General features: G+C 65.9%; 27 protein-coding genes. 14 read left to right on the forward strand and 13 right to left on the reverse strand.

The features are described from left to right. Window positions 1-10: 10 nt before the first annotated feature. Complete coding sequence (locus IB268_RS05600) at window positions 11-244, forward strand: hypothetical protein (protein WP_054451866.1); 234 nt, start codon at window positions 11-13, stop codon at window positions 242-244. Between the two features lie 3 nt (window positions 245-247). On the opposite strand, the gene IB268_RS05605 is transcribed toward IB268_RS05600, so the two are convergent. Genes IB268_RS05605 through IB268_RS05620 form a run of 4 tightly spaced genes read right to left on the reverse strand, consistent with a single transcriptional unit; the run spans window position 248 to window position 4,787 of the window. Beyond that, the gene (locus IB268_RS05605; RefSeq protein WP_192353940.1) at window positions 248-1,216 is read right to left on the reverse strand and encodes a spore coat U domain-containing protein; all 969 of its coding nucleotides are present in this window, start codon (window positions 1,214-1,216) and stop codon (window positions 248-250) included. Further along, window positions 1,213-3,492 carry a fimbria/pilus outer membrane usher protein gene (locus tag IB268_RS05610; protein ID WP_192354079.1) on the reverse strand — a complete coding sequence of 760 codons (2,280 nt, stop codon included), beginning with the start codon at window positions 3,490-3,492 and terminating at the stop codon, window positions 1,213-1,215. Before IB268_RS05610 ends, IB268_RS05605 begins: the two co-directional genes overlap by 4 nt. A 32-nt stretch (window positions 3,493-3,524) precedes the next feature. Continuing rightward, window positions 3,525-4,253 (reverse strand): molecular chaperone, encoded by a 729-nt coding sequence (locus IB268_RS05615; protein ID WP_054451864.1) that lies wholly within the window; start codon window positions 4,251-4,253, stop codon window positions 3,525-3,527. A 12-nt stretch (window positions 4,254-4,265) separates the two neighbouring features. Further along, window positions 4,266-4,787 (reverse strand): spore coat U domain-containing protein, encoded by a 522-nt coding sequence (locus IB268_RS05620; protein WP_054451863.1) that lies wholly within the window; start codon window positions 4,785-4,787, stop codon window positions 4,266-4,268. A gap of 368 nt (window positions 4,788-5,155) precedes the next feature. Between IB268_RS05620 and IB268_RS05625 the strand changes: the two genes are divergently transcribed. Genes IB268_RS05625 through IB268_RS05635 form a run of 3 tightly spaced genes read left to right on the forward strand, consistent with a single transcriptional unit; the run spans window position 5,156 to window position 9,216 of the window. Then, window positions 5,156-6,616 carry an efflux transporter outer membrane subunit gene (locus IB268_RS05625; protein WP_192353941.1) on the forward strand — a complete coding sequence of 487 codons (1,461 nt, stop codon included), beginning with the start codon at window positions 5,156-5,158 and terminating at the stop codon, window positions 6,614-6,616. Then, complete coding sequence (locus IB268_RS05630) at window positions 6,613-8,175, forward strand: MFS transporter (RefSeq protein WP_225591298.1); 1,563 nt, start codon at window positions 6,613-6,615, stop codon at window positions 8,173-8,175. The genes IB268_RS05625 and IB268_RS05630 overlap by 4 nt, the downstream gene beginning before the upstream one ends. Window positions 8,176-8,181: 6 nt before the next feature. After that, the gene (locus IB268_RS05635) at window positions 8,182-9,216 is read left to right on the forward strand and encodes an HlyD family secretion protein (protein WP_119451879.1); all 1,035 of its coding nucleotides are present in this window, start codon (window positions 8,182-8,184) and stop codon (window positions 9,214-9,216) included. 24 nt (window positions 9,217-9,240) lie between these two features. Here IB268_RS05635 and IB268_RS05640 read toward each other — a convergent pair whose 3' ends face one another. Further along, window positions 9,241-10,848: a winged helix-turn-helix domain-containing tetratricopeptide repeat protein gene (locus IB268_RS05640; protein ID WP_192353942.1), complete on the reverse strand. Its 1,608-nt coding sequence runs from the start codon at window positions 10,846-10,848 to the stop codon at window positions 9,241-9,243. Between the two features lie 179 nt (window positions 10,849-11,027). Here IB268_RS05640 and IB268_RS05645 point away from each other — a divergent pair, with 179 nt between their 5' ends. Together IB268_RS05645 and IB268_RS05650 are read left to right on the forward strand one after the other, a co-directional pair. Then, window positions 11,028-11,777 carry an SDR family oxidoreductase gene (locus IB268_RS05645; RefSeq protein ID WP_054451858.1) on the forward strand — a complete coding sequence of 250 codons (750 nt, stop codon included), beginning with the start codon at window positions 11,028-11,030 and terminating at the stop codon, window positions 11,775-11,777. A 92-nt stretch (window positions 11,778-11,869) separates the two neighbouring features. Beyond that, complete coding sequence (locus IB268_RS05650; protein WP_175212563.1) at window positions 11,870-12,790, forward strand: LysR family transcriptional regulator; 921 nt, start codon at window positions 11,870-11,872, stop codon at window positions 12,788-12,790. Here IB268_RS05650 and IB268_RS05655 read toward each other — a convergent pair. From IB268_RS05655 to IB268_RS05660, 3 genes are read right to left on the reverse strand one after another with little or no spacing between them, the layout of a single operon-like run. Beyond that, the gene (locus tag IB268_RS05655; protein ID WP_192353943.1) at window positions 12,777-14,489 is read right to left on the reverse strand and encodes a redoxin domain-containing protein; all 1,713 of its coding nucleotides are present in this window, start codon (window positions 14,487-14,489) and stop codon (window positions 12,777-12,779) included. The genes IB268_RS05650 and IB268_RS05655 overlap by 14 nt on opposite strands. A gap of 39 nt (window positions 14,490-14,528) precedes the next feature. Continuing rightward, complete coding sequence (locus IB268_RS31170; RefSeq protein ID WP_255423697.1) at window positions 14,529-14,660, reverse strand: hypothetical protein; 132 nt, start codon at window positions 14,658-14,660, stop codon at window positions 14,529-14,531. Between the two features lie 12 nt (window positions 14,661-14,672). Then, on the reverse strand, window positions 14,673-15,125 hold the full coding sequence (locus IB268_RS05660) for an Ohr family peroxiredoxin (protein WP_175212561.1): 453 nt from the start codon (window positions 15,123-15,125) through the stop codon (window positions 14,673-14,675). A gap of 189 nt (window positions 15,126-15,314) precedes the next feature. Between IB268_RS05660 and IB268_RS05665 the strand changes: the two genes are divergently transcribed. The 4 genes from IB268_RS05665 (at window position 15,315) to IB268_RS05680 (ending at window position 18,554) form a co-directional block, all read left to right on the forward strand. Next, window positions 15,315-15,779, forward strand: coding sequence for a MarR family winged helix-turn-helix transcriptional regulator (locus tag IB268_RS05665; RefSeq protein WP_054451854.1), 465 nt, complete (start codon window positions 15,315-15,317; stop codon window positions 15,777-15,779). Window positions 15,780-15,785: 6 nt separating this feature from the next. Next, window positions 15,786-16,694, forward strand: coding sequence for a LysR family transcriptional regulator (locus IB268_RS05670; RefSeq protein ID WP_054451853.1), 909 nt, complete (start codon window positions 15,786-15,788; stop codon window positions 16,692-16,694). An 80-nt stretch (window positions 16,695-16,774) separates the two neighbouring features. Further along, entirely contained in the window at window positions 16,775-17,455 is a 681-nt protein-coding gene (locus tag IB268_RS05675) for a DsbA family protein (protein WP_225588896.1), read from the forward strand. Window positions 17,456-17,540: 85 nt separating this feature from the next. After that, entirely contained in the window at window positions 17,541-18,554 is a 1,014-nt protein-coding gene (locus tag IB268_RS05680) for a cyclase family protein (protein WP_192353945.1), read from the forward strand. A gap of 1 nt (window position 18,555) precedes the next feature. Here IB268_RS05680 and IB268_RS05685 read toward each other — a convergent pair whose 3' ends face one another. The 3 genes from IB268_RS05685 to IB268_RS05695 all read right to left on the reverse strand — a co-directional run bounded on the left by IB268_RS05685 (window position 18,556) and on the right by IB268_RS05695 (window position 20,624). After that, entirely contained in the window at window positions 18,556-19,167 is a 612-nt protein-coding gene (locus IB268_RS05685) for a TetR/AcrR family transcriptional regulator (RefSeq protein ID WP_192353946.1), read from the reverse strand. Next, a complete protein-coding gene (locus tag IB268_RS05690) occupies window positions 19,164-19,787 on the reverse strand; it encodes an NAD(P)H-dependent oxidoreductase (RefSeq protein WP_192353947.1) in 624 nt (207 codons plus the stop codon). Before IB268_RS05690 ends, IB268_RS05685 begins: the two co-directional genes overlap by 4 nt. Before the next feature lie 129 nt (window positions 19,788-19,916). Further along, on the reverse strand, window positions 19,917-20,624 hold the full coding sequence (locus IB268_RS05695) for a GntR family transcriptional regulator (protein WP_054451849.1): 708 nt from the start codon (window positions 20,622-20,624) through the stop codon (window positions 19,917-19,919). Between the two features lie 114 nt (window positions 20,625-20,738). On the opposite strand from IB268_RS05695, the gene IB268_RS05700 reads away from it, so the two are divergent. From IB268_RS05700 to IB268_RS05715, 4 genes are all read left to right on the forward strand, one after another. Then, window positions 20,739-21,593 carry a fumarylacetoacetate hydrolase family protein gene (locus tag IB268_RS05700; protein ID WP_192353948.1) on the forward strand — a complete coding sequence of 285 codons (855 nt, stop codon included), beginning with the start codon at window positions 20,739-20,741 and terminating at the stop codon, window positions 21,591-21,593. Between the two features lie 82 nt (window positions 21,594-21,675). Next, window positions 21,676-22,695 (forward strand): tripartite tricarboxylate transporter substrate binding protein, encoded by a 1,020-nt coding sequence (locus IB268_RS05705; protein WP_119451885.1) that lies wholly within the window; start codon window positions 21,676-21,678, stop codon window positions 22,693-22,695. Between the two features lie 69 nt (window positions 22,696-22,764). Beyond that, on the forward strand, window positions 22,765-23,751 hold the full coding sequence (locus IB268_RS05710; protein WP_192352737.1) for a tripartite tricarboxylate transporter substrate binding protein: 987 nt from the start codon (window positions 22,765-22,767) through the stop codon (window positions 23,749-23,751). A 47-nt stretch (window positions 23,752-23,798) separates the two neighbouring features. Continuing rightward, window positions 23,799-24,737 carry a VOC family protein gene (locus IB268_RS05715; protein ID WP_192352736.1) on the forward strand — a complete coding sequence of 313 codons (939 nt, stop codon included), beginning with the start codon at window positions 23,799-23,801 and terminating at the stop codon, window positions 24,735-24,737. A gap of 18 nt (window positions 24,738-24,755) precedes the next feature. Here IB268_RS05715 and IB268_RS05720 read toward each other — a convergent pair whose 3' ends face one another. Then, window positions 24,756-25,907 (reverse strand): acyl-CoA dehydrogenase family protein, encoded by a 1,152-nt coding sequence (locus IB268_RS05720; protein WP_054451844.1) that lies wholly within the window; start codon window positions 25,905-25,907, stop codon window positions 24,756-24,758. A gap of 4 nt (window positions 25,908-25,911) precedes the next feature. Then, window positions 25,912-26,883 carry a tripartite tricarboxylate transporter substrate binding protein gene (locus IB268_RS05725; protein WP_054451843.1) on the reverse strand — a complete coding sequence of 324 codons (972 nt, stop codon included), beginning with the start codon at window positions 26,881-26,883 and terminating at the stop codon, window positions 25,912-25,914. Window position 26,884: the final 1 nt, after the last annotated feature.

The raw sequence follows: 26,884 nt of genomic DNA on the forward strand, positions 1-26,884 counted from the left end.
GAGCTTTTTCATGACCTCCAAATTTGTCCTCCCTGCGTTGGGACTCTTGCTTGCAGGCAGCATCGGGCTGGCGGCCCAGCAGGCAAAGTCCGCGCCGCTTGCGCCGATGCTCGTGCGCTTCACGGTTCCCAGTCTCTGCACGGTCAGCCAGGGACCGGCTCGTCCCGCGGTGCGATGTTCCCAGGGAACTCCCTGGCATGCGCAGCGCGCGGGGGGCGACCAATACTGGACAGTGGTGTTCTGACCCTCAGAATTCGATGGTCGCGGTCACCACGTCGCTGTATTGCCCGGGGGGTGGCGCCGTCTGCGCGGGCACCCGTCCATAGACTTGCACCTGCTGGATGTTGCCGGTTCCCGTGCCGGTGACGAAGGCGGTGCCCGCGGTGCCGTCGCCCCAGGGGATCGTGCGGTCCGCCGACGTGTGCAGGTCATACCTTACCAGCCGCGTGCCGGTGGCGTCTCGCAGGTAGCGCTGGCTTACGGTGCCGTTCTGGCCGCCATTCAGGCGTATCCGGTAGGCGTCGTTGTTCGTGCAGCGCACCGCCAGCGTCGTATTCGCCAGGCGCGCCGAGCGAAAGTCAGCCATCGACCCGAAGTTCAACGGGGAGGCGGAAATGGTGCAGTTGTTGGTCACGTTGGCGCGTACCGTGAAGTTATAGCTGCCGCGAGTGGTCAGCGACGAGCAGGCGGGCCGGACCAGGATGGAGAATCCGTAGTCGAAGGTTGCCACGCCGGTGAAAGTTTCCGAGTACGCGGTCGTGGCGTTGTTGGCTGTGGGTACCGTGTATTGGCCTGACAGGATCTGCCCGGTAATGGGCTGGTTGACGGTGGCCTGGCTGCCTAGCAGGGGCTGGGTGAGGTCGATGATGACGGGCGTGGATCCGTTGGCGGCCGAGCCCCACAGCGGGCTCATGGAGGAGTTCGGCGATAGCCGGTATTGCAGGCGATTGACGCCATTGGCCATCTGCCGCGGGTCTTGCACGGTCGATCCGCCGCCGATGCCCAGATTCACGCACACGCGGGCATATCCCGGGGTAAGCAGGCCCCAGGTGCAGGTCGCCGTCAGCGTGCCGGTCTGCGTTACCGATGCGCCGAGCACCGGATTGAAGTTCGGAAACGTGATGGGTGTCATGGACACGGTGCAAGTTTGCGCATGCGCGCCGTTCTCGCCCAGCCACAGGGCCGCCAGCAGCAATGCGGCCATCAGTGTTTTCATGGCCGGGCCTCCACGCATGCCACCGGCCCCAGGCGCGGCAGGCTGCCGTCGGCGGGGGCCTGGAAGTCGAACCGCGCCGTGCAGGCAAGATCCGGACCTTGGACGTCCAGATGATTGCGCTTGCCCAGGTTGCGCACGAAGGTCTGGCTGCCGTAGCCCACCACGCCCTCGGACCCGCTCTCCCTGTGCACGACCCGCGCGCCCACCGGCAGCGGCTTGCCGTTGCCGTCCACGAGATCGACGGTGGCCGCGGCCTCGTGGGTGATGCCGAACTCCGCCAGCACGCCGGATCGGGACTGGGGCACGACGTCGAGCGCATAGGCCGACACCTGCGCGTTGGGTGGCAGGTCCATGCCGTCGAGTTCCAGCGTGTTGGTCTGGTAGCTGTTCAGGTCCGGCACCACCAGGCGGCCGTTCGAGCCCGTATGGCCGATGACCCGGTTCTGATGCAGGATGGGCAGGCCGGGTTCGCCGGTGGAGACCAGCGCGAAGCCGTCGTCGATGCGCCGGGACGCTTGCGCCGCGCCATCCATGAACACGAAGGCGCCATTCACGTCGAGCTCTCCCGTGGTGCGTCCGTCGTAGCGCTGCGCGCCCAGCGTGATCTCGCCGTAGCGTCCCAGGTAGCGGCCCCAGCCTTGCTCGTAGCGGCCCGCCTCGTAGGTGCCGGCCTGCACGCCCCAGCCGAATCCGCCGCCGTAATCGGGGCTGCGGATTGCGCTGGCGTTGGTGTATGAGCCGCCGTCCTGGCGTCCGGCCATGGCATTGAACGAGGTTTCGCCCAGGGTGATGCCCAGGCTGAGGAACGCGCCGCGGCTGTCGCTGTCGTTGAAGTCCTGGTAGGCGCTCACGCTCAACGTGGCGCGGTTGCCCAGCCGCGTGGTGTAGGCCACTGAACCGATGTGGGCGGCGTCGACGCCCGGATAGCGTTGGCCGATATAGCTCAGCGATACGGTCTGCCCGCCGCCCAGGGGCACGGCCAGCGTCGCCCTGTCGCTGGCGCGCGATACGGGGATGCCGTCGTTGGCCGCCAGATCGGCGTAGTCGGAAATCGCGCGCAGGCTCTGTATGTCGATGGAGTAGCGCTCGTCCACGTACTGATAGCCCAGGCCCACCTGCAGGCCGCTGTTCCTGCCCAGGCTGCCGGCCAGCGACGCGTTGACGACGCCCGCCATGCCCAGCTTGGCCAGCATGCCGGCCCCCGCGTTGTACAGGCCGGCGCTGGCTTCGCCATGCGCTTCAACGGTCAGTGCGTTCGAGACGCCGTATTGCCAGGTGCCGCTGAGGGCGGGATCGTCCTTGTAGTCGAACGAGCGCCAGCCATACGCGCGGCGCAGAAAGCCCGCTTCGACCGAATAGCTGGACATGCCTTGCGCCAGCAGCCGCGTATCGATGTAGATGGGCACCGACTGCGATACGGGCCGGCCCAGGGCGTCGCGCGTGATGACGTTTGCCTGCCCGAAACCCGTGATGCCCGCGACGTTGTCGACCACGAAGGGGCCGCTGGGGACGTCACCCGAATAGCGGCGGATGTTGTTGATATAGACATCGACGGAGGACGGCACCACGGCGCTGCCGGCGAAGTCCGGCATGGGGAACGTGACCAGGTCGGGCCGCAATGAGAAATTGCGCCGCCATTGCAGGCCGCCCATGCGTATGGAGCGCGACCAGGCCAGCGATCCGGAAATCGTGTCGCCCACCTGGGTGGCCGTCAATGTGGCGGGGTCGGAGTGGGTCCAGCTGGAGTCGAAGCGGACATAGCGCCGCAGGTCGCGATACAGGTAAGCCGTGCCTGTATTGCTGAAGACCCCATATTGGTCGAAATAGCGTTGTTCGCTCCAGATCGCCAGCGGATTGTCGCGGTCGGTGCGTGCATAAAGATCGTAATTGATGAGCAGGCCGCGATCCGCCGTGGCCGCTGCGACGGGATTCAAGCCCCGCGCATCGATACGGTTCGCGATGCGGTACCGGTCCGGCAGGTCGAGATCGACGTCTTGCGCGGCCGCGTCGTAGCGGTACTTCAGGCCGGGGATCTCTTCCAGGGGAATCCGTGCATCGTCTGCTATTCCCAATGCATGGGTATCGATTCCCAGGCTGCGCAAGTCCGCGCCGCGAGCCGACAGGCGGCCATGCTCGTCTTCGAATCGCGCGATCCGATGGCTGGGCTGGCCGCCGATGCTGACGTTCAGATAGACGTCGATGGCCGCCAGTCCCACGGCCGTCTCAGGCGCGGCCTGTGCACGCACGCCGCCATGAACCGCTGCGGCGGCGAGCATCAGAGTCAGCTGCATGGCGCGCGTGCAATGTTTCACTTCCCTGTATCGGCTTGCACGTCGGCCTGGACGGGAACGCTGTTCACCCGCGCGTTGACCGTGACCGCCCCGTGCATGGCGGGCTGGAAGGGCAGGGGCCACTGGCGCGCGCTGCCGCCCAGGACGTAGCCGAGCAGGCCATCCCGCAGGCTGCGGCGCTGGCCGTTGAAGATCAGTGCCACGTCGCTGAGCTGCGCGCGGTGCGTGCCGCTGTTGTCGACGCGCAGGGCCCAGTCGGGACCGTTGCGCACCAGGGTCCAGGTCAGGTGCCGCTGCGCGGGAGTTTGCGGGGCCGCGCCCACGAACACAGGCACCGAATAGCGCAGCCGCACTTGCACGCCCGTTGCGCGCAAAGGATCGGGTGGCGCGATTTCGTCGATGATCAGGCGGTACGACGCTTCGCCGGGCCGCTTGGCGGCCTCGGGCTGCAAGAGGCGCACGACTTGCGTGCCGCCCGGCGCGATCTGGATCATCGGGGGGCTGGCCACCAGGTCCGAGGTCTCCTGCAGCACGTCTTCGGTCGTGGTCTGGCTCCATGCGTACACGCGGACCTGGCCATAGATCGGTTCGGCGCCTTCGTTGCGCAAGGTCATGCTGGCGGCGCGTTCCGCGCCGTCCAGGTTCAGGATTACCGGCGAGATCTGCAGGCTGGCGGCATGCGCTTGCAGCGCCATGCCGAACAAACAGGCCCCCGCCGCCTGGCGTACGATCCCAAGCGTCGTCATGTCGATCCGCGGTCAGAAGTAGACGGTGGCCGTGACCGTCGACTGGTACGTATCCGGCTTGGGGGCGGCCTGGGGCGGCACCCTGCCGTAGACGGTCAGCGTCTGGGCCGCGCCCGTGCCGGTGCCGCCCACCGTGTCCGTGCCTTGCGTGTTGCCCCAGATCGTCGTGCGGCCTGCATTCTGGTAGAGCTGATAACCCACGCTGGTGGTGGTGTTGCCTGGCGCGGTGCCCACGAGCAGGCGATTCGCGATCGTCGAGCCCGCCGCCGTGCCGGCGTCCAGGCCTACGTTGTAGGGCGTGGTGTTGGTGCAGGTGACCCTGACTGTAGTTTCCTGATTCACCGCGGCGCTCAAGAGGCCGGTAGAGGGAAAGACCAGCGGATCGGCCGCAATCGTGCAGTTTGCCTGCACCGTCAGGGAAACATTGAAAGTCGCCGTCGCGGTCCCGTTCTGGTAGACCTGAGCGGGGGCCGCGGCGGGCAGGGATAAGCCGATAGTCGCGGACAGAATCGCAGCAGAACCGATGGCCTTCATGCTCGCTCTCCTCCAAGTCAATGGCTAGCTCGACCTTAGCGGAGGGGGCAGTGCAATTTATTTCGCATTATTTCTAACTTCTTCGGTTGCTGTCCCAGGCGCGAATTTTCCGGGCCTGCTCAAGCCGGTTTGGGCCGTTGCTGAGACATAGCGGATCTTTGTCCCGTTCTTTAGCCAAAACCGAAATGAAAAGACACAACTTCGTGCTGACAGCGGTTGTCCAGGATTACGGGTGGATTGGACGAATCCCCAAGCCAAACTCAATGGAAATCCAAGGTGTACGCGAAGCGTTCCCGTAAGGGGCTGAGCATACTGGCCTCGTCGCTTGTCCCGACGAATGCATTGCTCACCTACAAGGAACTGCCGTGATGTTGACACCGATCCGTTCGCCGCTATGGCGTTGCGCCAGCGCGGCGTTGTGCGCCGCGATGCTGGCGGGCTGCGCGGTCGGGCCCGACTTCGTCCGGCCGGCCGATGGACTGGCCGAGGTGGATCTCGCGCCGAGGCAGGAGCCTGCCGGCCACGCGCGGCTGTCCGACGCCGAGGTGCCGGTGCAATGGTGGCTGCTGTTCGAAGATCCCGTGCTTGCCCGGCTTCAGGCCCAGGCCGCCGCCGGCAACCTCGATCTGCAGATGGCCGCCGCGCGCATCGAACAAAGCCGGGCGCAGTTGGGGATCGCCTCGTCGGAACTTTTGCCCAGCTTGGACGCGGGCGCCAGTTATGCGCGCGAAGAGCTCAGCGAAAACGGCAAGTTCGTCGCGTTGGGCGCGTCCAGCACCCCCGACGACTTCTGGCGGCTGGGGTTCAACGCCAGGTGGGAGATAGACCTGTGGGGCCGCGCCCGGCGCCTGCGCGAAGGCGCCGAGGCTTCCCTGGAAGCCACCGTGTACGACCGCGAGGCCGCAAAGGTGGCGTTGGCGGCCGAGGTGGCCCGCGCATACCTGCAACTGCGCGGCACCCAAGCCCAGCTCGACATCGCCCGGCAGAACCTGGCGGTCGCCGGGCGGGTTCTGGGCTTGACGCAGAGCCGGGAACGCAATGGCGTGGCCACCCGTTTCGAAACCGCCACGGCCCGCGCGCAGCTGGCGACGGTGCGGGCCTTGTTGCCTGAGCTGAACAAGCGCCGCAACGCGCTGCTGAATGCGTTGGCGCTGCTACTGGGTGAGCGGCCGCGCGCATTGGACGAAACGTTGCGCGGCACGATGCCGCTGCCCTCCTTGCCCGCCAGCGTGCCAGTCGGCGTGTCTTCGCAGTTGGCGCACAGGCGACCCGACATCCAGCGCGCCGAGGCCCGGCTCCATGCCGCCACGGCGGCGATAGGAGTGGCCAAGGCCGACTTCTATCCGCGCATCGCCCTGGTCGGCCAACTTGGAGTGGAAGCGTTCGATGGCAGCGACCTGGCCAGCTGGGACTCACGATTTTTCTCGATCGGCCCGACGGTCTACCTGCCCATTTTCCAGGGCGGCAGGCTGGTGCAGCGCCTGGCGCTCAACGAAGCGCGGCAGAAGGCGGCGGCGCTGGCCTACAGGCAGACGGTCCTGCAGGCCTGGCATGAGGTGGACAATGCACTGGATGCCTGGGCCGAGCAGCAACGCGAACACGATGAACTGCTGGTGTCGTATGAGCAGAACCTGCAGGCGCTGCGGGCCGCCGAGCGCGGCTATGAACAGGGGGCGTCCGACTATCTCACCGTGCTCACCGCGCAGCGCAACCTGCTTGCCAGCCAGACCCGTCTGAACGCCAGCGCCACCGACGGCACGCTTACGGTGGTCAATCTGTACAAGTCGCTGGGCGGCGGCTGGAATTCGCAAGCGCAGGCCACGCCATGAGCGCCACGCCATCCGCTCAAGCGGCGCACGGCCAGCCCAAGCCTTCGATGCGCGCCATGGCCGGACTTCTGGGCATCTTTCTCGCGGCCATGATGGCTGGCTTGAACAACCGTGTCGGCGCATTGGCGCTGGCGGACTTGCGCGGCGCGCTGGGCGCCGGCTTTGACGGGGGTTCCTGGCTCACGACGGCATACAGTGCGGGAGAACTGATTGCCATGCCGTTCGCGGCGTGGTTCGCCATCACGCTGTCGGTGCGCCGCTTCGAACTCTGGATGCTGGGCACGTGCACGACGCTGGCCTTGGTCCTGCCTGCTGTCCAGGACCTGCATCTGCTGCTGGCCCTGCGGTTCCTGCAGGGTCTCGCCAGCGGCACCACGATTCCCCTGTTGATGATGGCGGCGCTGAAGTTCCTGCCGCCGCCCATCAGGCTGTACGGCCTGGCGTTGTATGCGATGACCGCCACTTTTGCCCCCAATCTCTCCATCTGGCTGGCTGGCCTGTGGACCGACGCGCTGTTCGACTGGCGTTGGGTGTATTGGCAGATCATCCCTCTGGCCGTGATCGCCGCGGCGCTGGTCGGCTGGGGGCTGCACCGCGAGCCTGTGGACGCAGGGCGCTTTCGTCAGGCCAATTGGTTCGGCATGGCTTGCGGCGTGCCGGCTTTCGGATTGATCGCCGTCGCGCTGGACCAGGGCGTCCGGCTGGACTGGTTCAACTCGCCCCTGGTCACATTTGCGCTGGCAGCGGGCGTGATTCTTTTGGTCGTCTATCTGCTGACGGAGTGGTATCACCCCATGCCGTTCATCAAGCTGCAGGTTCTGGGTCGCCGGAATCTGGTGTTGGGTTTCACGCTGTTCGTTTTCCTGCTGGTGGTGCTGTTGTCCGGCTCATTGCTGCCGGCCGGCTATCTGGCGCCGATCCAGGACTACAGACCCGCGCAAATGGCATCCATCGGGCTGATCGTGGCGCTGCCGCAGTTGGTCCTGGGCTTTGCGGTGGCGTTGCTGCTGTATCGGAAATGGGTGGATGCGCGGATGGTGTTTTCGGCGGGGCTGGTCCTGATCGCGCTCGCCTGCCTGGCAGGCGCGCAGTTGACGGTCACGTGGAACCGCGAGCAGTTCGTGCTGGCACAGGCATTGCAAGCCGTGGGGCAGCCCATGGCCGTGGTGTCCATGCTGTTCCTGATCACCAGCGTGGTGCAACCGCACGAAGGGCCTTATGTCTCGGGGGCAATCAATACGCTGCGCGCGCTGGGCTCGGTGCTGGGCGCCGCCGTGGTCGGGCAGCTGTTGACCGTGCGCGGCCGCTTCCATGCGGAAATGTTGCTGGGCCAGGCGGCGCTGGTCGGCAACTACGTCCCGGACAGCCTGGAGCCCGGGCAGCTCATGCGCATCGTCAGCCAGCAGTCGCTGGTGCTGTCGATCGCCGATGCCTACCGCGTATTGGGCGTCCTGGCGTTGCTGCTGATTCCCATCGTGTTGAGGCTGAACTACATCCCCCCTCCCGATCTGCGCCCGGTCTCGCGTCCTTCCACAGTTCCATCTTCCATTCAGGGATAGTCCATCATGGCATTACCGAAGAAAGTAAAGATCACGACCACGGCGCTGCTGCTCATGCTGCTGATCGGCGGCGGCCTGTATCTCAACCGTTCCGAATCCCGGGCATCCACCCAGTCCACCGACGACGCCTACGTGCACGCGGATTTCACGATGGTGGCGCCGCAGGTCGCGGGCCGGATCGACAAGGTGCTGGTCGAGGACAACCAGCCCGTCAGGCAGGGGCAACTGCTCGCCACCGTGGACGACCGTGATTTCGTCGCCGCCGCCAATGCCGCCCGGGCCCAGGCGGCCAGCGCCCAGGCCAGCGTCGCCGGCCTGCAAGCCCGGCTGGTCCAGCAGGAGTCCTCCATCCGCCAGGCGCAGGCGGCGGTGGCGGTGGACGAGGCCGCGCTGAAGCTGGCCCGTGCCAACCAGACGCGCTATCGGAACCTGGCGACGGACGGCTCGGGAACCGTCCAGGCGCGCCAGCAAGCCGAAATGCAGGCCAGCGTTCAACAGGCCAGCCTGGAAAAGGCCCAGGCCAGCCTGCTGGCTGCCCGCCAGCAGGTGGATGTCCTGCAGGCGGACCTGGAAAAGGCCCGCGCCGCCTTCGCCCAGGCGCAGGCGGTGCAGGCCGCGGAGGAACTCAAGTTGTCGTACACCCGCATCACCGCGCCCGTGGACGGCACCGTGGGGCAGAAATCGGTGCGTGTCGGCGCCTTCGTCACTGTCGGCAAGCCTTTGCTCGCGATAGTCCCGCTGGACGCTGTCTATGTGTCGGCAAACTTCCGGGAAACGCAGCTGGCGCGCGTGCGGCCGGGCCAGGCGGTGGCTATCGAGGTCGATGCGCTGGCGGGCGAGGTGCTGGCGGGAACGGTGGAAAGCCTGGGGCCCGCCAGCGGCGTGAGCTATTCCGCAGTCGCGCCGCACAATGCCACCGGCAACTTCACCAAGATCGTCCAGCGGCTGCCGGTGCGGATTCGCATCAATGCGGATCAGCCTGCAGCCGCCAATCTGAAGGTGGGCATGTCGGTCACGCCAGAAATCCTGGTCGATGACTGATGGAATCGAGGGGGACGGCCGCCGCTATTGCGGCAGGCCCGCCGCGCGCAGGCCTTCCGTCAACGTTGCGAGATGCTGCGGCGCGCAGATGGGCACCCATTCCGCAAGCGTGGACAGACGCAGGCTGGGATTGAGCTGCCGCAGGTTCTGCAGCCCGCGTTGCGCGTCCGTCGTCCGTCCGGCCAACGCGTGGCTGGCCGCGCCTATCGCGACCGCCATCTGGAAGCTCGGCAGGTTCTGGTAGGCCTTCTCCGCCCATGACGCCGCCGCGTCAAAATCCTTCAGGAAGAGATGCGCGGTGGCCATGCCTGCCTGCATGCGGTAGAGCTCCGGGTCACGGGGACTGAGCCGCATCGCATGCTTCAAGAACTCCACGGCGTCCTCGACTTCTCCCCGCCAAAGCCTGAGGAACGCACCCAGGAACCACGCCGCGGCCAGGTTCGGATTGAGGCTGAGCGCCTTGTCGAGCAGCGCGATGGCGCCCGAGGTGTCCCCGCCCAGCTGGCCCAGCGCGTGGCCGCCCCGAGTCAGCGCAACCGCGTCGTCCGGCCCCAGGTCGACGGCCTTGCGACCCAGGCGTATACCCTCCGCGGTCTCCTTCCCGACATCCGTCATCCAGTTGTTGACCCTGCGCCAGCAGTGGCACCACGCCGCCATTGCATACGCCGACGCGTAATCCGGATCGGTCGCGATGGCGGTATGGAAGAGTTGCAGCGCCTGGTCGACGGATTCGCGGGTGCCCTGGTGCAGTTTGGTCATGCCGCGCAGATAGTAGTCGTAGGCGTCCAGGTTGCCGGTAGGCTTGCGCTGGGCGCGGTCGATCTCGGCCCGCTCCAGCTGCGGCGCGATGGCGCCCACCACGCTTTCGGTGATCTGGTCCTGCAGTTCGAAGATGTCCCCCAGCACGCCCTCGAAGCGGCCCGCCCAATGGAGTATTCCCGTGGTCGCGTCGATCAGTTGCGCCGAGGTGCGCACGCGGTTTGCCGACTTGCGCCAGCTGCCTTCCAGCACATAGCGTACCCCCAGTTCGCGGCCCACCTGTTTGGCGTCCACGCCGTGCCCCTTGTACGCGAAGCTCGAGTTCCTGGCGACGACGAAAAGCCAGCGGTATTGGGACAAGGCCGAGATGATGTCCTCGATCACGCCGTCCGACAGATAGTCCTGTTCCGGGTCGCCGCTGAGATTGACGAACGGCAGCACGGCGATGGAGGGCTTGGCGAGAACCGCCGGCGCGGAAGCGGAAACTTCAGCAGGCGTGGCGTGCACTACCGGCTGGCTCGCGGAGGCGGAAGCCGTCGGAAGGCTTGCGGCCTGCGGCGCTTGTTCGCTTGTCACTGCCGCGACGAAGCGAAAGCCCTTGCGGGCGACGGTCCGAATCACGCGCTGTTGTTGCCCGTCGTCGCCCACTGCCTTGCGCACCGCGTTGATGTGGGTGGCCAAGGTCGACTCCGACACGATCCGGCCTTGCCACACGGCGTTGACCAGGTCGTCGCGGCTGACGACGCGGTCGCGGTGCTCCATCAGGTACGCGAGTACGTCGAAAACCTTGGGCGCCGTGGCAACGGCGCTGGACGCGCGCAGCAGCTCGCGCCGGTCCAGGTCCAGCACGCAGTTGTCAAAAGAGAATTGCATTCCGTACTCCTTGTGCCGTTCTTGTGCGCCTGGCTTCAGGTCAGTCGGCTGGACGAATGCGCAAGCCAAATCCAAGGGAAAAACAAGGCGGCCGCAAAGCCTTCCGCCCGGGTGCTAAGCATACTGCAAGCACCCGGTCGGGATGTGCGACGGGACGGCAATCAAGCAAGGAGCGGAACATGAAAATCGTGGTTATCGGCGGTACCGGCCTGATCGGGTCGAATGTGGTGCAACGGCTGCGCGCAAACGGTCATGAAACCGTTGCGGCATCGCCCAGGACGGGCGTGGACACCTTGACCGGCGCGGGATTGGCCGAGGCCCTGGCCGGGGCGCAGGCAGTGCTGGACGTGTCCAATTCTCCGTCGTTCGAGGATCAGGCAGTGATGGCGTTCTTCGAAACCGCTGGGCGCAATCTGTTGGCGGCGGCAACCCGGGCTGGCGTGGAACATTACCTGGCGCTATCCGTGGTCGGCGCTGAGCGATTGCCGGACAGCGGCTACATGCGCGCCAAGGTGGCCCAGGAAAAGCTGATCCGGGAATCGAAGATTCCCTACACCATCCTGCGCGCAACCCAGTTCTTCCAGTTCGTAGAGGGCATCGTGAGCGCGGGTGCGCAAAATGGCATGATCCGGCTGTCTCCCGCCCTGATCCAGCCCATCGCGGCCGACGACGTATCGGCGGTGCTGGCCGACCTGGCCGTCGCGACTCCGGTCAATGGCACGGTCGAAGTGGGAGGGCCGGACCGCTTTCCACTTGACGAGCTGGGCCGCAAGTTCCTGGCTGCGCGCGGCGATGCCCGCACCGTTGTTGCCGACGTGCACGCGCGCTACTACGGCAGCGAGCTGGACGACCGTTCGCTGGTCGCGGGCGCGCATGCGCACATCGGACCGACGCGCTTCCAGAATTGGCTCACTCGCCCCGCAGCATGACAGCAGCTGCAAAGAGCTGCGGCGCAAGGTGGGCGGGATCGAACCGGGGAAGCGCGTCGGGCTGTTCGAATCAAGGGCCGCCGAGGACGCTCATGGAAAATCGCGGAATATCCCTGCAGGACATTCTCATCTTCGTGGAAGTGGTCAAGCACGGCGGATTCACATCCGCCGCTGCGATGCTGGACATGCCTGTTTCCACGGTGTCCAGGCGGCTGTCGATACTGGAGAGCCAGCTGGGCGCTCAGCTATTGGTACGCACGACGCGCAAGGTGTCCACCACGACGGCCGGTGTCCGCTACTTCGAGGAATGCGTCGGCCACGTCGAGGCCGCGCTCAATGCGCACGAGGTCATTCAATCGTATGTCGGCCGACCCGAAGGAACGCTGCGCGTTTCGATTCCTTCCAGTCTCACTGCATTGCTGCCTATCCTGGTCGCGGCGATGCGCCGGGATTATCCGAAGGTCAGGCTCGACATCGTGGTGGGGGGAGGGGAAACGGGGCACAATCCGATGCCTTTTGAATTGTCGATCCGGGGCGGTCCTCAGCGCGATTCTTTGCTTATCCAGCGTCCGGTGCTGGAGCTCAGGCGCGTCCTGATCGCATCGCGCGCCTACCTGAACGCCGCGGGGCGCCCCAGGGACCCGGCGGATTTGCACAACCATGAGTTGCTTGTGGTCGCGACCGAGACGGACTGGGAACTGCGCCGAAACGGCGAGAGTTGCCGCATTCCGGTTTCATCGACGGTGGTGACCGAGAGCGCCTTGCTCAATGTGCAGCTGGCGATGGCAGGCGCGGGCATCGCATGGATGCCGTGTGATCTGCTGCTGGACCACAGGGGGGCGCGGCGCACGCTGGAGCGTGTGTTGCCGGAGTGGGAACTACCTCCCACGACCCTGTATGCGCTCTCTCAGACGCGCGTGGTCTCCGCGCGCGCCCAGGCGTTCCTGGACACATTCAAGGGGTTGCTGCAGGGCGTTCCGAAGCAACCCCAGATCGCCATCAGCCGAAAGTAAAGGCGTAGGCTTCAACGCCGGGCTCCAGGAACTCGATCTGGAAGACGCGGTCGCGGTCCGGCGTCTGTTGCCGCACCAGCTGATAAAGCTTGTGCCCCTCGATGACGCCCTCTCCCTGCTCATTGATGTCGGCCCCGTGATCCGCCAGCGGCGGCCGGCCGTCCAGCGTGACGCGGAATCGCACCGGCCGGCCGTCCGCCGCAGGGCCCAACACCATGTGCAGGTCGCGGGCATGAAAGCGCTGGATGACGCGGCCGTTGGCGCCTGTGGCCACCGCAAGTTCCGGCTCCAGCCGCCATGATCCGGCCAGCGTCCATTGGTTGGCGCCCAGTTCGCCCGCGGGCTGGTAGACCGCGTCCTTATGCTGCCTGATCGGCGTGCCGCCCGGCGCGTAGCTCGTGGCCTTGCCATAGCCCAGGTAGCTTTCGCCCGAACTCAGCGTCGACCACTGCGGCGGCGCTTCCACGCCGCGCGCCGCGGGCCGGGCGGCATCGGCGTCGGGCAGCGTCCGGCCCGCTTCCGCAAGCAGGCGCTGGATCATGCGTTCCGTCTGCTGGTAATCGTGCTCGCCCGCGACCGTGTACCGCACGCGGCCCTGGCCATCGAGCAGATAGAAGGCGGGCCAGGACTGATTGCGGAACGCTCGCCAAATCCGGAACCCGTTGTCCAGGGCGACGGGGTATTGAATGCCCAGGTCCGCGACCGCCCGGCGCACATTGGAGGCGCTCTTCTCGAATGCGAATTCGGGCGAGTGCACGCCTATCACTTCCAACCCGGCATCCTTGTACTTGTCGTGCCAGGCCTTCAGATAGGGGAGCGTGCGCAGGCAGTTGATGCAGGAATAGGTCCAGAAGTCGACCAGCACGATCTTGCCATCGAGATCGGCGGCGCCCAACGGTCCGGAATTCAGCCAGCCGTTGGCATCCTGCAGGGATGCCAGCGGACCGTTCGCGGCTGCGAACGTTTTGGCCGGATTGTTCGGGCGTAGCTGTTCGACCAATTGCTGCTCCAGCCGCGCTGCGCCCGAGGCAGAGGCGCTGGAGAGAAGCGCCGGGTTCCATCCGAGCGCGGACACGGCAACCGCGGCCATGACGGCGGCGCCGGCCACCCTGCGCAGGCCTTGGGCCGCAGGCAGGAAGCGGTGCAACGTCGCGGCCATGCCGCGTCCGAGCCAGAGCGCCGCGGCCAGCGCCACCGCCGCGCCGCAGGCGAATGACAGCAGCAGCAAGGAAGTCGGGATGTTCGCGCCGTTGAGCGCCGCGCTGGTAAGCAGCAGTCCCAGGATGGGGCCGGCGCACGGCGCCCACAGCAGGCCGGTGCCCAGGCCCAGCCCGATGGAAAGCAGCCCGGCCGCGCGCGGCGAGCCGGGAGGCGCTCCTGCCAGGCGATTGCCCAGCGCAACCAGCGGCCGGCTCATCCAGTCGCCCACGGCGGGCAGCAGCAACGCAAGTCCGAAGAGCGCCAACAGTGCCATCGCGGCGTAGCGCGCGCCCTCATTGAGCGTCACGACCCAGGCGCCGCCGAACGCCGCCAGGCTGGCGACCGCCGCGAACGCGACGGCCATGCTCGCGAGCAGCGGCAAGGCATGGGTCCGGAATGAACCTGATCCGCGTGCGAACACGAAGGGCAGGATGGGCAGGATGCAGGGGCTCACGATGGTGAGAACGCCGCCAAGAAAAGCTACAAGAATGATCAGCATGGGTAGGCACCGCGACGCAAGGAGAGAGGGGCGCGAGAGTCAGGACTCGCGCTTTTGCCGGCGCGCGCCGCTGTCGTTGCGCGCCGTGATGGTCTGGCAGCTCAGCGGGTTGCGCAGCTCATGCGCCAGTCCGCCGGCAAACAGGATGAGTACGAGCAGGAGCTTGCGCATGTCGGTTCCCCTTCAGGCCGCATGGACGTTGAGGGTCACATCGATGTTGCCCCGCGTGGCTTTCGAGTACGGGCAGATTTCATCGGCCGCGTGGGCAATCTGCTCGGCCAGCGCCTGGCCCAATCCGGGCAGGAACACGTTGAAGCGGGCTTGGAGCAGGTAGGCGCTGCCCGCCATGCCCAGATCCACTTCCACGTCCACCGCGCGATCGTTCGGCAGTTGCACCTTCATCTGTTTGGCAATGACGTCCAGCGCACTGGTGTAGCAGGCGGACCAGGCGCCCGCGAAAAGCTGCTCGGCGGTCGGATGCGGCTGGATGTCTTCGAAAGCCTGGACCAGGCCCGGGTTGTTGGGAGTCGAAAGACGGATATCGAGCCGTTCCTCGCCGCCCTGCGAGACATAGTTGCGAGAGAGGGTCGTATGGGTCTTGCCGGTCAAAAGGACTTTCTGGATACGGGCGGGCATGGGGAACTTCCTTGTCAGTTGGAATTTAAATCGGATTCGATTAAATCGAATGCGATTGAAACGCATGGTAAGAAGCGCGAGTCCCGGCGTCAAGAGGCTGAAGCGAGGAAATTCGTATCAAATCGTTTACGACTGCATCGCATGCGATGTAAAGTGGCGCCATCAGGCAGACCAGATACCGAGGTGCACATGAAGCCCAAGACCCCAAACGATCCATCCCAGAGAAAGCTGGCGGAATTCCTCTGTTTCGCGGTTTATTCGACCAACCTGGCGTTCGGCCGCGTGTACCGCCCCATCCTCGACGCGCTCGGGCTCACCTACACGCAGTACGTGACGATGATTGCCCTCTTCGAAGAGGACGATCAGACGGTCGGCAGCCTGGGCGAAAAGCTCTTTCTTGAATCCAACACCCTCACGCCGATACTCAAGAAGCTCGAAGGCATGGGCTATCTGGAACGCGTGCGCGACTCGGTGGACGAGCGGCTGGTCCGGGTGCGCGTGACCGACGAAGGGCGGCGCTTGCGCGAGAAGACCGCAAGCATCAACCTGAGCGATGCTTGCGGTCTCACGGGCGATCAGTTCGCGGCGTTGAGGGAGCAGGTTGTCGCGCTGCGCGACAACCTGGTCGAGGCGGCGCGGCCGGACGGCGGTTGAACGCAGGTGGACACCTTCAACTACATGCGCGCCTTCCGGCGCATCGTCGAACTGGGCAGCCTGGCCAAGGCGGCCGAGGCGCTGGATATGTCGTCCGCCGGGCTCAGCAAGCAGTTGCGGGCGCTGGAAGCCCACCTGGGGGCCGTGCTCATCCAGCGGACCACCCGCAAGATGAGCCTGACCGACACGGGCGCGGCCTATTACGCCGAATGCTGCCGGCTGCTGGACGAACTGGACGCCTTGGAAAAATCCGTCAGGCGCGAGTCCCGCCTGGTGTCGGGGCGGCTGCGCGTGAACGCGCCGGTCTCGTTTGCCTTGAGCGTGCTGACGCCGCTGCTGGCGCGCTTTCTGCGCCAATATCCGGAACTGCGCCTGGACCTGGCGATGGAAGACCGGCTGGTCGATGCGGTGGGACAGGGCTTTGACGTGTCCATACGGCTGCGCGCGCAACTGGACGATTCTTCGCTGATTGCGCGCCGGCTGGCGTCGCTGACGCAGGTGCTGTGCGCGGCGCCGTCCTACCTCGACAGCCGCGGCACTCCGGAAAGCGTGGACGCGCTGCGCGGGCATGACATCCTCAGCTATACCTTGGCCGAAAGCCCTGGCGCGGTTGCGGACGAGGATGCAGGCCAGCAGGCGGATCCGTTGGCCGGACCCGCGCTGGTGCAGGTCAACAACAGCCTGATGCTGCGGGACCTGCTGGAAGAGGGGCTGGGCATAGGCGCCTTGCCGTCGTTCCTGGCCGCGCCCGCCATCGCCAGCGGCAGGCTGGTGCGCGTTTTACCCCAACAGCCCGCCGCGCCTCGCCATGTCTACGCGGTCTATCCGACCAGCCGCCACTTGCAGCCCAAGGTCAAGGCCTTTGTGGATTTCATGGCGGACCATCTGCCGGCGGCCATGCGCGGCGATTGTTGACGCGCAGCTAATAAAGTCCTGCCGGCGGACACCTTACTCCCGCGCCGGCCCGTCCTTAAGCTGGCGTCCATTGAAACGAGATGGACGCCATCATGACTTCGACCTCCAATTACGCACCCGCCGCGCCGCTGACCGTGGACTTCTTCCATGACGTGGTTTGCGGCTGGTGCTATGTCATGTCTCCCCGCCTGCGCCAGGTCGCGGCCGAACTGGGCATTGCCGTGCGCCAGCGCAGCTTCGTGCTGCAGGAATCGCCTGAACAGATGTGCCAGGTGTTCGGCTCGATGCCGCGCGCCAAGCAGGTGATCCTGGGCCATTGGGAAGCCTGCGCCCGCCATGAGGACCAACCCCGCATCGACGTCGAGGGCATGCGCGCCGAATCATTCGATTACCCCAGCGGGATGGCCGGCGCGCTGGCTTGCCAGGCCGCGCATCTGCTGGCCGGCGACGCGGGCCATTGGGACATGTTCGACGCGATTCAGCATGCCCACCTGAGCGAGCATCGTAATGTCGGCGATCACGCCGTGCTGTTGGACATCGCAGCAGGGCTGGGCCATGACCGGGCCGAATTCGCCGCCCTCATGCAGGGCGACGAAGCCCTGCTACGCGTGCAGGCCGATCGCGCCGCCGCCGCGCGGCTGGCCATCGACTCCATACCCACGTTGATAGCCGGGCCGCACCGGGCCCGTCTGCACACCATGTCCACGGCCGATCTGCGGGACAGGCTGCGGGCGCTGATGCCCGCCGCGGTCGAGGCCTGATCGCCGGGTATCGGCGCGTCGCCCACGTCTTCCTTCTTTCCATTTTTCCGTCCGCGGGACGGAAGCCAAACGCACAAGGTGCATCATGACTACCCGTTACACCCAAAAATTGCTCGGCCTGGCGCTGGGCGCCGCCCTCAGCTTCAACGTGCTCGCGCACGGCGCGCCCGCCCGGGCGCCGGCCTCCGGACAGGAGGTGGGCATCAGCCCCTGGGGACCGGACGATGAGATCGGCCGCCTCAACCTGATCACGCCCGAATCGCGCGCCGCGGTAATGTCGCGCGTGGCTGGCGGCAAGGTCTATGACCTGGCCACGGAATACTACGTGGGCATGCCCAGCTGGCAGGACGCGGGCGATCCGCACTACCAGTTCTGGATGACGCACACGCCGCGCGGCACCGAAGTCGACGATCCCATGGGCGTGGGCCGCGACATGAACGCCATGCGCAGCTATACCGGCACGGCGTTCTCGATGTACAGCCACACCGGCACGCATATCGATGCGCTCAACCACTTCGGCATCCATGGCAAGATCTGGAACGGCTTCCGGGCCGACGAGCATCTGGGCGACCGCGGCTGGAAGCGCACGGGCATCGAGAAATTCCCGCCGCTGGTGGCGCGTGGCGTGCTGATCGACGTGGCCGCGCTCAAGGGCGTGGAGATGCTTCCCGATCAGTACCGCATTACCCGGCAGGACTTGAAAGCCGCGCTGGCGCGCCAGAAGACCGAGCTGCACGAAGGCGACATCGTCCTGATCCGCACTGGCCGCATGAAGCTGTACAACGATCCGGCGGCCTACATGGCCAAGCCGCCGGGCATGGGCCTGGACGCGGCGCGTTATCTGGTCGAGGAGGGCGGCGCCATGATTCTGGGGGCGGACAACCTCAGTTTCGAGACCTTCCCTTCAGAGGTGTCCGACGACTATGTGCCGTTGCATACCTATCTGCTGGCGCAGAAGGGCGTGCCCATCATCGAGCTGGCGGCGCTGGACGAGCTGTCGCGCGACCAGGTCTATGAATTCGCCTTCATCGGCGGGCCGCTGAAGATCCGCGGCGGCGATGCGGCGCCGCTGCGTCCGGTGGCGATGCCGCTGCGCTGATTCACTTGCTGCGTTTGACCATCGCCATGATGGTATCCATCAACTCGTCGCGCGCCTGATCCACGCTGATGTCCTGAGCCACGGCCGCGTGCGCCAGGCCGTCAGCCGCGCCCAGCATCGCCCACATGCTGGCCGGCGATATTCCCGTGGGTCCGGCGTAAGGCGCAAGTATGGATTGGCATTTCTTGATGAAGGCCTGCTGGTATTGGTGCTTTACTGCAGTCAGTTCCGGGGAGCCGCCCAGCGCGGCCAGCACGCCGGGAATCTCGCGGCCCTGCGTCATGACGCATTCGATGTAGCCCGCTGCGATGACCCGGGCCTTTTCCTTCAAGGCCGGCTTGCTGGCGGCGATCGCGGCGTCGATGAGCGCGGTCTGGCGGACGTCGAAGTCCTGGTACAGCGCCACCAGCAGCCCGTTGCGCGTGCCGAAGTGGTCATAGGCCACGGGCTTGGTGATGCCGGCTTCCGTGGCCAGCCGTCCCAGGGTCAGGGCGTCCGTGCCTTCGTCGCTGATCAGCTTCCAGGCGACGTCCAGCAACTGGCGTTGGCGCTCGTCGCGCGACAGGCGGCGCTGCGGGTTGGCTCTGGCGGGGTTTGGCATCTTTGCGGTCATGATTGTTGGACTTCCTCCTCGTGGATTACAGCACGCGAGAAGAAAATCTTCTGGCCTATCGTCCGGGCTGCGTCGAGATGGGCGGCGGGAAAGCCCGCGTCGGAGGGCAGCAGCAATTCCGAGGTGGCGACGTTGGCGCCGCAGTAGCCGAAGATGCCGTGGTCGATCTGCGTCTTCATGGCGCCGAAGTAGCCGTGCCGCGCATAGGTGCGCTGGTTGGCGCCGCCCAGAGCGACCAGATGCACGTTGAGGCGTTGCAGCTTCTTGACCAGCTTGCCGTCCGCATCTTCGTAGGCCCAGCCTTGGGTGAACACCCGGTCGATCCAGCCCTTGAGCAAGCCCGGGAAGGACCACCAGTACACGGGGTAGACCAGCACCAGAGCATCGGCGCGTTCAAGCCGCGCATGTTCCGCGGCGACTTCCGGCAGGGGCTCCCCCTTGCCCATGGCCAGCGCGACGTCCGGCTGGGTGAACCTAGGGTCAAAACCTTCGGCGGCCAGGTCTGCGACTTCGAACTTATGCCCGGCATCGGCAGCGGAAATTCCTTCAGCGACCTGTCGCGCCACCGCGTGGGTCAGCGACGCGGGATCGGGATGTGCAACAACGATTAGCGCATGCATGGCGTCTACACTCCATCAAAATAATTAACCTACCGATAGTAACTTACTTTTGGCAGGTTGTGATTTTGACGTGAGTAGCGAGGCGGCTCCCTGGGAAGGCCGAGAGCCCGGCGCAAGGCGGGGAGCTTTCTAATGGCTGGGGATTTGGGCCAGCACCAGCTGCGTGGTCTGGCGCAGGTGCTGGGCCAGCAACTTGGCGGCGGTATCGGCGTCGCGGGCAAGCGCGGCTTCCAGCAGCTTGCGGTGTTCGTCGGCGACGTTGCGTTCCTTGCCCTTTTTCGAGCCGGAGGCGGCTTTGGTCCCGGAATTCAGCTGCACCGACAGGTAGCGGTAGCGCGCGGTCTGGTCGCGCAGCAGCTCGGCGATGGCGATGAGCGACTTTGAATCGCTGCCGCTGATCAGCGCCGAATGGAAAGCGGAATGCGCTTGTTCCCATTCAGCCGACAAGCCGGAGCCGTCCGTAGCGTGCAGGGGCAGGCGGCTCAGACGGTAGTGCGCGCCGGCCAGCCGCTCTTCCCAGTCCAGACTGCCGAGCGCGATAGCGCGGCGCAGCGCTTCGCATTCGATGTGGATCCGGGTTTCGGTGATGTCCAGCAGTTCTTCCGCCGACACGTCCGCCACGCGGAAGCCGCGCTGGTCTTCCGCGACCACGAATCCGCTGGTGGCCAGGCGCGAAAGCGCCTCACGCAGCGGGATCGCGCCGCTGTCGTAGCGTTCGCAGAGATCCTTGATGCGCAGGCGTGCCCCCGGGGGCAGGCTGCCCGTGATGATGTCTGCGCGGATGTCATTGGCCAGGGCCGATGCCGCAGTCCGGAAAGGTGTGGAAACGGAGGTCATGCGAAACGATAAGGTTTTTATCTATGAAGCTCAAGTTATCCAGGGAAAACCAGAATATATATATTTTTATGAATTACATATTCTTCGTTCAACCCTCATCCATCAGGAGATCACGTGAAACTGGCCACCCTACAAATCGACGGCGCGCCTCGCGCCGCCGCACTCGTGCAGGGCCGCCTGGCGCTGCTGTCCGCTCCAGGCGTCGATCTGGGTACGCTGCTGCGCCAGGGCAAGACGCTGGCCGATCTGGAGCGCATGGCAGCCGCGGCCACGCAGTTCATCGATCCGGCTGCCGCGACCTTTCTGTCGCCGTCGATCGAACCTCCCAAGATCCTGTGCGTCGGCCTGAACTATGCCGACCACACCAAGGAAAGCCCGTACGACCAGCCCGATTACCCGACGCTGTTCCTGCGCGTGTCGACCAGCCTGGGCGCGCATGACGCGGTGGTGGAGCGTCCGGCCATCAGCGATACGCTGGACTACGAGGGCGAAATGGTCGTGGTGCTGGGCAAGGGCGGACGCCGGATCGCCAAGGAACAGGCGCTGGACCACGTGTTCGGCTACGCCGTGGGCAACGAAATCTCGCTGCGCGAATACCAGTTCAAGTCGCCGCAGTGGACCGTGGGCAAGAACTTCGACGGCACGGGCACCTGGGGGCCATACGTGGTCACGGCTGACGAACTGCCGGCGGGCGGTAGCGGGTTGCGGATCGAGACCCGCCTCAATGGCGAAACCATGCAATCGTCCAACACCAGCGACATGCTGTTCGATGTGGCTACCGTGATCTCGACCGTCAGCGAGGCCATTACCTTGCAGGCCGGCGACATCATTTTCTCCGGCACCCCCGCCGGCGTAGGCTTCGGGCGCACGCCCAAGCTCTACATGAAGGACGGCGACACGGTAGAGGTGGACATCGAGCGCATCGGTACGCTGCGCAACCGCATCCGCGACGAGGCGCCGTCCGCCTAGGTTTCTCACCACGCATCCAGCGGCCCCGGCGCCATCCGCGCGCCGGGGCGCACGGCCACGATCTACTCTTGGAACTCCAGACATGCGAATCGCAACTGCTTTTGTGAAGTCGTCCGTGAGCAATCCCGCCCGGCGCCGTTGGGCCAGGCTGTTGCTGGCCGCAGGCCTGGCGTCCAGCCTGGGCGTGGCCAGCGCGGCGGATTGGCCGGCGCGGCCGGTGAAGATCGTGGTGCCGTTTGCCGCCGGAGGAACCACCGACCTGATCGCGCGGCTGATCGCAACGCCCATGTCGCAAGAGCTGGGGCAGCCGGTGGTGGTCGAGAACCGTCCGGGCGTGGGCGGGCTGCTGGGCGCCGATGCCGTCGCCAAGGCGGCGCCCGACGGCTATACCGTATTGATGGCCAACATCTCCTATCCGTTGGCCGCCCTGGTGGCGCAGGGCGCGAAGCGGCTGAACTTCGATCCCTTGGCCGACCTGCGCAGCGTGAGCGTGGTGGCCAACGTGCCGCTGGTCATCACTTCCACGCCTTCGGTGCCGGCCCGCAACCTGAAGGAATTCGCGGAACTGCTCAAAAAGAATCCTTCGACCCACTACGCCTACGGTTCCACGGGACCCGGTTCGTACATTCACGTGTTCGGCATGTGGTTCCAGGAACAGACGGGCGCGTCGATGACGCACGTGCCCTTCAAGGGTGCTGCGCCCTTGAAGGGCGAAATGCTGGCGGGCCGCATCCAGATGGGCGGCGACCAATTGTCTTCGTCGCTGAGCGACATCCGGGCCGGATCCTTGACCGCGCTGGCGGTCACCTCGCCGCAACGCTCGCCGTCCCTGCCGGACACGCCCACTGTCAGCGAACTGGGTTTTACCGGCATCGATACCGAGGGCTGGAACGGCTTGCTCGCCCCGGCGCAGACGCCCGACGCCGTCGTGGCGCGTATCGGCCAGGCGGTGTCCAAGGCCGTTCAGCAGCCCGCCATCCGCCAGCGCCTTGCCGAACTGGGCGCCGAGGCCAGCGGTTCCAGTCCCGAGCAGATGAGCGCTTTGCTGAAAAGTCAGTTCGTCCAGTTCGGCCCCATGGTGTCGCGCCTGCAACTTGAGTGATGCCGTGGCGGGGATTCCAGATCCCCGGCAGCTTTGGCTTTCCAACGAGTCCAACCAGAAAGGCCTGCAATGAAAGCACTGCGTAGCGGCGTGGCCGCGAGTCTGCAGTTCCTGATCGGCATCCTGGCGTGCGCGAACGCGCAAGCCCAGGCCGACGCGCCGCCCGTCTCCATCGTCGTTCCGCAGCCGGTGGGCAATCCCACCGACGGCGTGGCGCGCAAGCTGCAGCCGCTGCTGCAGGCCGCGCTGGGCAGGACCATCATCGTCGAGAACCAACCCGGGGCGGGCGGTTCCATCGGCACGCAACGGGTGCTGAATGCGCCAGCGGACGGACGCATGCTGTTGATCGCGTCCCAGACCGAACCCATCCTGACCCCGGCCACGATGCAGCATGTGAAGTACCGGGCGGAGAACCTGCGCGCGGTGGCGGTGGTGGCGCGGCTGCCCTACATCCTGACCGGCGGCAACGCGGTCGCGGCCAAGAACCTGGGCGAACTGACCCAACTGGCGCAGGCCCAGGGAGACAAGGGACTGAACTTCGGACATATCGGTCCGGGCTCGATGATCCACCTATTGGGCGAGCAATGGGCGCGGCAAAGCCAGTTCAAGCTCAACCACGTCGTCTACCGGGGCGTTCCGCCCGTCACGCAGGACCTGATGGGCGGTCAGATAGAACTGAGCTTCCTGCCGCTGGGCGGGTCGACGCTGGACCTGATCGAGTCCGGCCGCATACGGGCCTACGCGACGACCGGCGCCGCACCTAGTCCCAAGCTGCCCCAAGTGCCGCCCTTGTCCGCATCCAGCGAAAAGTTGCGGGATTTCGTGTACGGCACGTGGATCGCCTTTCTGGTGCCGGCCAATACGCCGGACGCGACCGTTGCCAGCCTGAACCGCGCGATCGTCCAGGCCATGGAAGACGCCGCGTTTCGCGAGTATGTTGTTTCCACGGGTATGGAGCTGGTGGCGCAGAACTCGGTGGCGGACATGCGGGACTTTTACCAGACGGAGACGGCGCTGTACCAGGGTCTGGCGCAGAAGGTCGCCGTCGAGCAATGAGCGCAGGGCAGCCTGCCGCAACCAGAACAAGATTCTTGGAGACAGACATGCAATCCAATGCGCAGACAGCGCCGCTCGCCGTGCACTCGGTGGACGAGTTCGTGTTCAGCGTTCCCGATCTCGAAGAGGCCAGGCGCTTTTATTCGAGTTTCGGCCTGGACGTGCGGGATGAGAACGGCTGCCTGGCGTTGTACACCCATGGCCATCCGCACCGCTGGGCGCGCATCTTGAAGGGCGTACGCAAGCGTCTGCTGTGGGTGAGCATGGGGATCCACGCGGACGACCTGGAACGGTTCGCCGTGCATCTGGACCGCCTGGGTATCGCCCGCCGCGACGCGCCGCAGGACGCCGACCCCGCAGGGCTCTGGATTGAGGCGCCCGACGGGCTGGCTCTGCAATTGCGGATTGCAGCCAAGTCTTCACCGTCGGCCCCCGCGCCGCAAGAGCCGCCACAGGCCAGCGGCGGCGCCGGCCGCGCGCCCGCGCGCAGCCAGGTGCGGCAGGTGCGGCCGCTGTATCTGTCGCACATCCTGTTGTTCAGCGCCGACGTGGTTCGGGCCACGCGCTTCTACGTGGATGCGCTTGGACTGCGCGTGTCGGATACCTCGGGCGATGCCATCGCCTTCATCCACAGTCCGCACGGCAGCGACCATCACCTGATCGCATTGGCCAAGTCGCATGGCCTGGGCCTGCATCACAGCAGCTGGTGCGTGCCGTCCATCGATGCGGTGGGGCAAGGCATGGAGCAGATGGGCGCGGCGGGGTATGGGGACGGCTGGGGCGTGGGCCGGCACGTGCTGGGTTCAAACTATTTCCGCTACGTGCGCGATCCCTGGGGCAGCTACGCCGAGTATTCGTACGACATCGACTTCATCGCCGAAGGACAGAAGTGGCCGTCGGGGGATTATCCGCCGGAGGATTCGCTTTATGTGTGGGGCCCGGCGTTGCCGCCGGACTTCATCACCAATCATGAGCGGGATGGCTGAGGGCTGGCGCTCCGCCCGTCAGGCTATCGCGTTCATCCCCAGGATCTCCCGCCCCGCGATCAGCGTCTGGATCTCCGTCGTGCCTTCGGGAATCATGCCGCCGCGCGTATCCCGGAAGATGCGCTCGATCGGATATTCCTCCGAGTAGCCCAGCCCGCCATGCACTTGCAGCGCCATGTTGGCCACTTCGTGGGCGGCCTCGGTGGCGTAGAGCTTGGCGATGGAGCAGGCCTGGCGCACGTCCTTGCCCGCTTCCAGCGCATGGGCCGCGCGCATGCCCAGGGCGCGCGCCGCTTCGACGCGGACCGTCATGTCTACGATGTGCTTCTGCACCAGCTGGAAGCTGCCGATGGGGCGGCCGAACTGTTCGCGCTGTTTCGCGTAGTCGATGGACATGTCCAGGGCCGCCTGCGCGGCGCCGACGGCGCCCATGGCGATGTTCAGGCGCGCGGCATCCAGGCCCTTGAGCGTGCCGGCGAGGGCCGCGCCTTCGACGCCGACCAGGTTTTCCTTGGGGATGCGCACGTCGGCGAAGCCCAGTTCGGCCGTGCCGGTGCAGCGCAGCACCATGGTGTCGAGCTTGCGCACGTCATAGTTGGCCAGGGCGCGTTCGACGATGAAGGTCGACAGCTTGCCCTCGCAGGTGGGGCTGTAGGTGCGCGCCACCACCATGGCGAAGTCGGCGTCGCAGCCGTTGGTGATCCACAGCTTGCGGCCGTTCAGCACCCACTCGTCGCCGACCAGGTCGGCCCGCGTCTGGATGCCGGCGATGTTGGAGCCGGTGTTCGGCTCCGTCAGGCCTGTGCAGGCCTTGAGGCGGCCGGCCATCAGCGGCTTGAGGTACTTCTCTTTCTGCGCCGGTGAACCGTGGGCGGCCAGGCGCTTGATGGAGCCGTTGGTGATGTTGACGATGGTGCGCAGCGACAGCCAGTGGTAGCCCAGCTCTTCCATCATCATGGCCCAGGTGGGCATGTCGATGCCGTGTCCGCCCTGGTCTTCGGGCAGGTTGCCGCCCAGGTAGCCCAGCTCCGCCAGCTTGGGCATGAGTTCGAACGGAAAGGTCCGCGCCTTTTCGTGCTGCGCGACGATGGGCGCCACTTCCGCCAGCATGAAGCGGCGGATGCTGTGCTGCAGCTCCTGTTGTTCGGGCGTCAGGTCGATGTTGCTCATGCGTTTACTCCAGCTTCAGGTTGGCGCGTTCCACCAGGTCGCGGGTGACCTCGCGGTGCTCCGCCCAGAATTTGGCGAACGCTTCGGGCGAACTGCTGACCAGCGGGGTGGCGATGCGTTCGAAGCGTTCCTGCACGATGGGCATGGCGGCGGTTTCTTCCAGCGCCCGGGCCAGCTTGTCGATGATGGGCTTGGGCGTGCCGGCGGGGACGACCACGGCCTGCCAGGTGGTGACCTTGAAGCCCGGGACGCCGGACTCGGCGATGGTGGGCAGGTCCGGCAGATCCTTGACGCGGGTGGCGCCGCTGACCGCCAGGGGGCGCAGCATGCCGTCCTTGATGTAGGGCAGGGAACTGGAGCGGCTGTCGATCATGAAGGTCAACCGTCCGGCGACCAGGTCCTGCAGCGCGGGCGCGCTGCCCTTGTACGGCACGTGCGTGAGCTTGGTGTTCAAGGCCAGCGCGAGCGAGGACGCCGCGGTGTGCGCCGAACTGCCGTAGCCCGGCGATCCGTAGGTGATCGTCGCCTGCTTGTCCGCCTTGATCGCCTTGATCAGGTCCGCCATGGTCTGGTAGGGCGAATCCTTGGGCACCACCACCACCAGCGGCGAATCGGTCAGTTGCGCGACGGGCGCGAAGGCCTGGGCCGGGTCGATCTTCAGGTCCTTGTACAGGTACTGGTTGACGGCGATGGTGGCCGCATTGGTCCAGAGGATGGTGTAGCCGTCGGCGGGCGCGCTGGCCGCGGCCAGCAGCGAGAGATTGCCGTTGGCGCCAGGCTTGTATTCCGGGATGACGGGCTGGCCGAGCTTCTTGCTCAGCTCGTCCTGCATCATCTTGAACGCGATGTCGGAAGGTCCCCCGGGCGCAAAACCGATCACCGCGCGTATCGGCTTGTCCGGCCATTCCGCGGCCGAGGCCGCCGTCGCGAATCCCGCGGCCAGCAGGGCTGCCGCAACCATCTTGCTGAACTTCATT

This window comes from Achromobacter sp. ACM01, from assembly GCF_014851745.1.
Taxonomy (GTDB): Bacteria; Pseudomonadota; Gammaproteobacteria; order Burkholderiales; family Burkholderiaceae_B; genus Achromobacter; species Achromobacter aegrifaciens.

Excerpts from the sequence above, each read along its gene's own strand:
- IB268_RS05650 (WP_175212563.1), top strand. The coding sequence starts at position 11,870 with ATGGAAAATCGCGGAATATCCCTGCAGGACATTCTCATCTTCGTGGAA.
- IB268_RS05655 (WP_192353943.1), bottom strand. The coding sequence starts at position 14,489 with ATGCTGATCATTCTTGTAGCTTTTCTTGGCGGCGTTCTCACCATCGTG.
- IB268_RS05600 (WP_054451866.1), top strand. The coding sequence starts at position 11 with ATGACCTCCAAATTTGTCCTCCCTGCGTTGGGACTCTTGCTTGCAGGC.
- IB268_RS05690 (WP_192353947.1), bottom strand. The coding sequence starts at position 19,787 with ATGCATGCGCTAATCGTTGTTGCACATCCCGATCCCGCGTCGCTGACC.
- IB268_RS05685 (WP_192353946.1), bottom strand. The coding sequence starts at position 19,167 with ATGACCGCAAAGATGCCAAACCCCGCCAGAGCCAACCCGCAGCGCCGC.
- IB268_RS05725 (WP_054451843.1), bottom strand. The coding sequence starts at position 26,883 with ATGAAGTTCAGCAAGATGGTTGCGGCAGCCCTGCTGGCCGCGGGATTC.
- IB268_RS05695 (WP_054451849.1), bottom strand. The coding sequence starts at position 20,624 with ATGACCTCCGTTTCCACACCTTTCCGGACTGCGGCATCGGCCCTGGCC.
- IB268_RS05665 (WP_054451854.1), top strand. The coding sequence starts at position 15,315 with ATGAAGCCCAAGACCCCAAACGATCCATCCCAGAGAAAGCTGGCGGAA.
- IB268_RS05640 (WP_192353942.1), bottom strand. The coding sequence starts at position 10,848 with ATGCAATTCTCTTTTGACAACTGCGTGCTGGACCTGGACCGGCGCGAG.
- IB268_RS31170 (WP_255423697.1), bottom strand. The coding sequence starts at position 14,660 with ATGCGCAAGCTCCTGCTCGTACTCATCCTGTTTGCCGGCGGACTGGCG.
- IB268_RS05675 (WP_225588896.1), top strand. The coding sequence starts at position 16,775 with ATGGACGCCATCATGACTTCGACCTCCAATTACGCACCCGCCGCGCCG.
- IB268_RS05625 (WP_192353941.1), top strand. The coding sequence starts at position 5,156 with ATGTTGACACCGATCCGTTCGCCGCTATGGCGTTGCGCCAGCGCGGCG.
- IB268_RS05615 (WP_054451864.1), bottom strand. The coding sequence starts at position 4,253 with ATGACGACGCTTGGGATCGTACGCCAGGCGGCGGGGGCCTGTTTGTTC.
- IB268_RS05680 (WP_192353945.1), top strand. The coding sequence starts at position 17,541 with ATGACTACCCGTTACACCCAAAAATTGCTCGGCCTGGCGCTGGGCGCC.
- IB268_RS05630 (WP_225591298.1), top strand. The coding sequence starts at position 6,613 with ATGAGCGCCACGCCATCCGCTCAAGCGGCGCACGGCCAGCCCAAGCCT.
- IB268_RS05605 (WP_192353940.1), bottom strand. The coding sequence starts at position 1,216 with ATGAAAACACTGATGGCCGCATTGCTGCTGGCGGCCCTGTGGCTGGGC.
- IB268_RS05635 (WP_119451879.1), top strand. The coding sequence starts at position 8,182 with ATGGCATTACCGAAGAAAGTAAAGATCACGACCACGGCGCTGCTGCTC.
- IB268_RS05610 (WP_192354079.1), bottom strand. The coding sequence starts at position 3,492 with ATGCTCGCCGCCGCAGCGGTTCATGGCGGCGTGCGTGCACAGGCCGCG.
- IB268_RS05660 (WP_175212561.1), bottom strand. The coding sequence starts at position 15,125 with ATGCCCGCCCGTATCCAGAAAGTCCTTTTGACCGGCAAGACCCATACG.
- IB268_RS05715 (WP_192352736.1), top strand. The coding sequence starts at position 23,799 with ATGCAATCCAATGCGCAGACAGCGCCGCTCGCCGTGCACTCGGTGGAC.
- IB268_RS05710 (WP_192352737.1), top strand. The coding sequence starts at position 22,765 with ATGAAAGCACTGCGTAGCGGCGTGGCCGCGAGTCTGCAGTTCCTGATC.
- IB268_RS05705 (WP_119451885.1), top strand. The coding sequence starts at position 21,676 with ATGCGAATCGCAACTGCTTTTGTGAAGTCGTCCGTGAGCAATCCCGCC.
- IB268_RS05720 (WP_054451844.1), bottom strand. The coding sequence starts at position 25,907 with ATGAGCAACATCGACCTGACGCCCGAACAACAGGAGCTGCAGCACAGC.
- IB268_RS05645 (WP_054451858.1), top strand. The coding sequence starts at position 11,028 with ATGAAAATCGTGGTTATCGGCGGTACCGGCCTGATCGGGTCGAATGTG.
- IB268_RS05620 (WP_054451863.1), bottom strand. The coding sequence starts at position 4,787 with ATGAAGGCCATCGGTTCTGCTGCGATTCTGTCCGCGACTATCGGCTTA.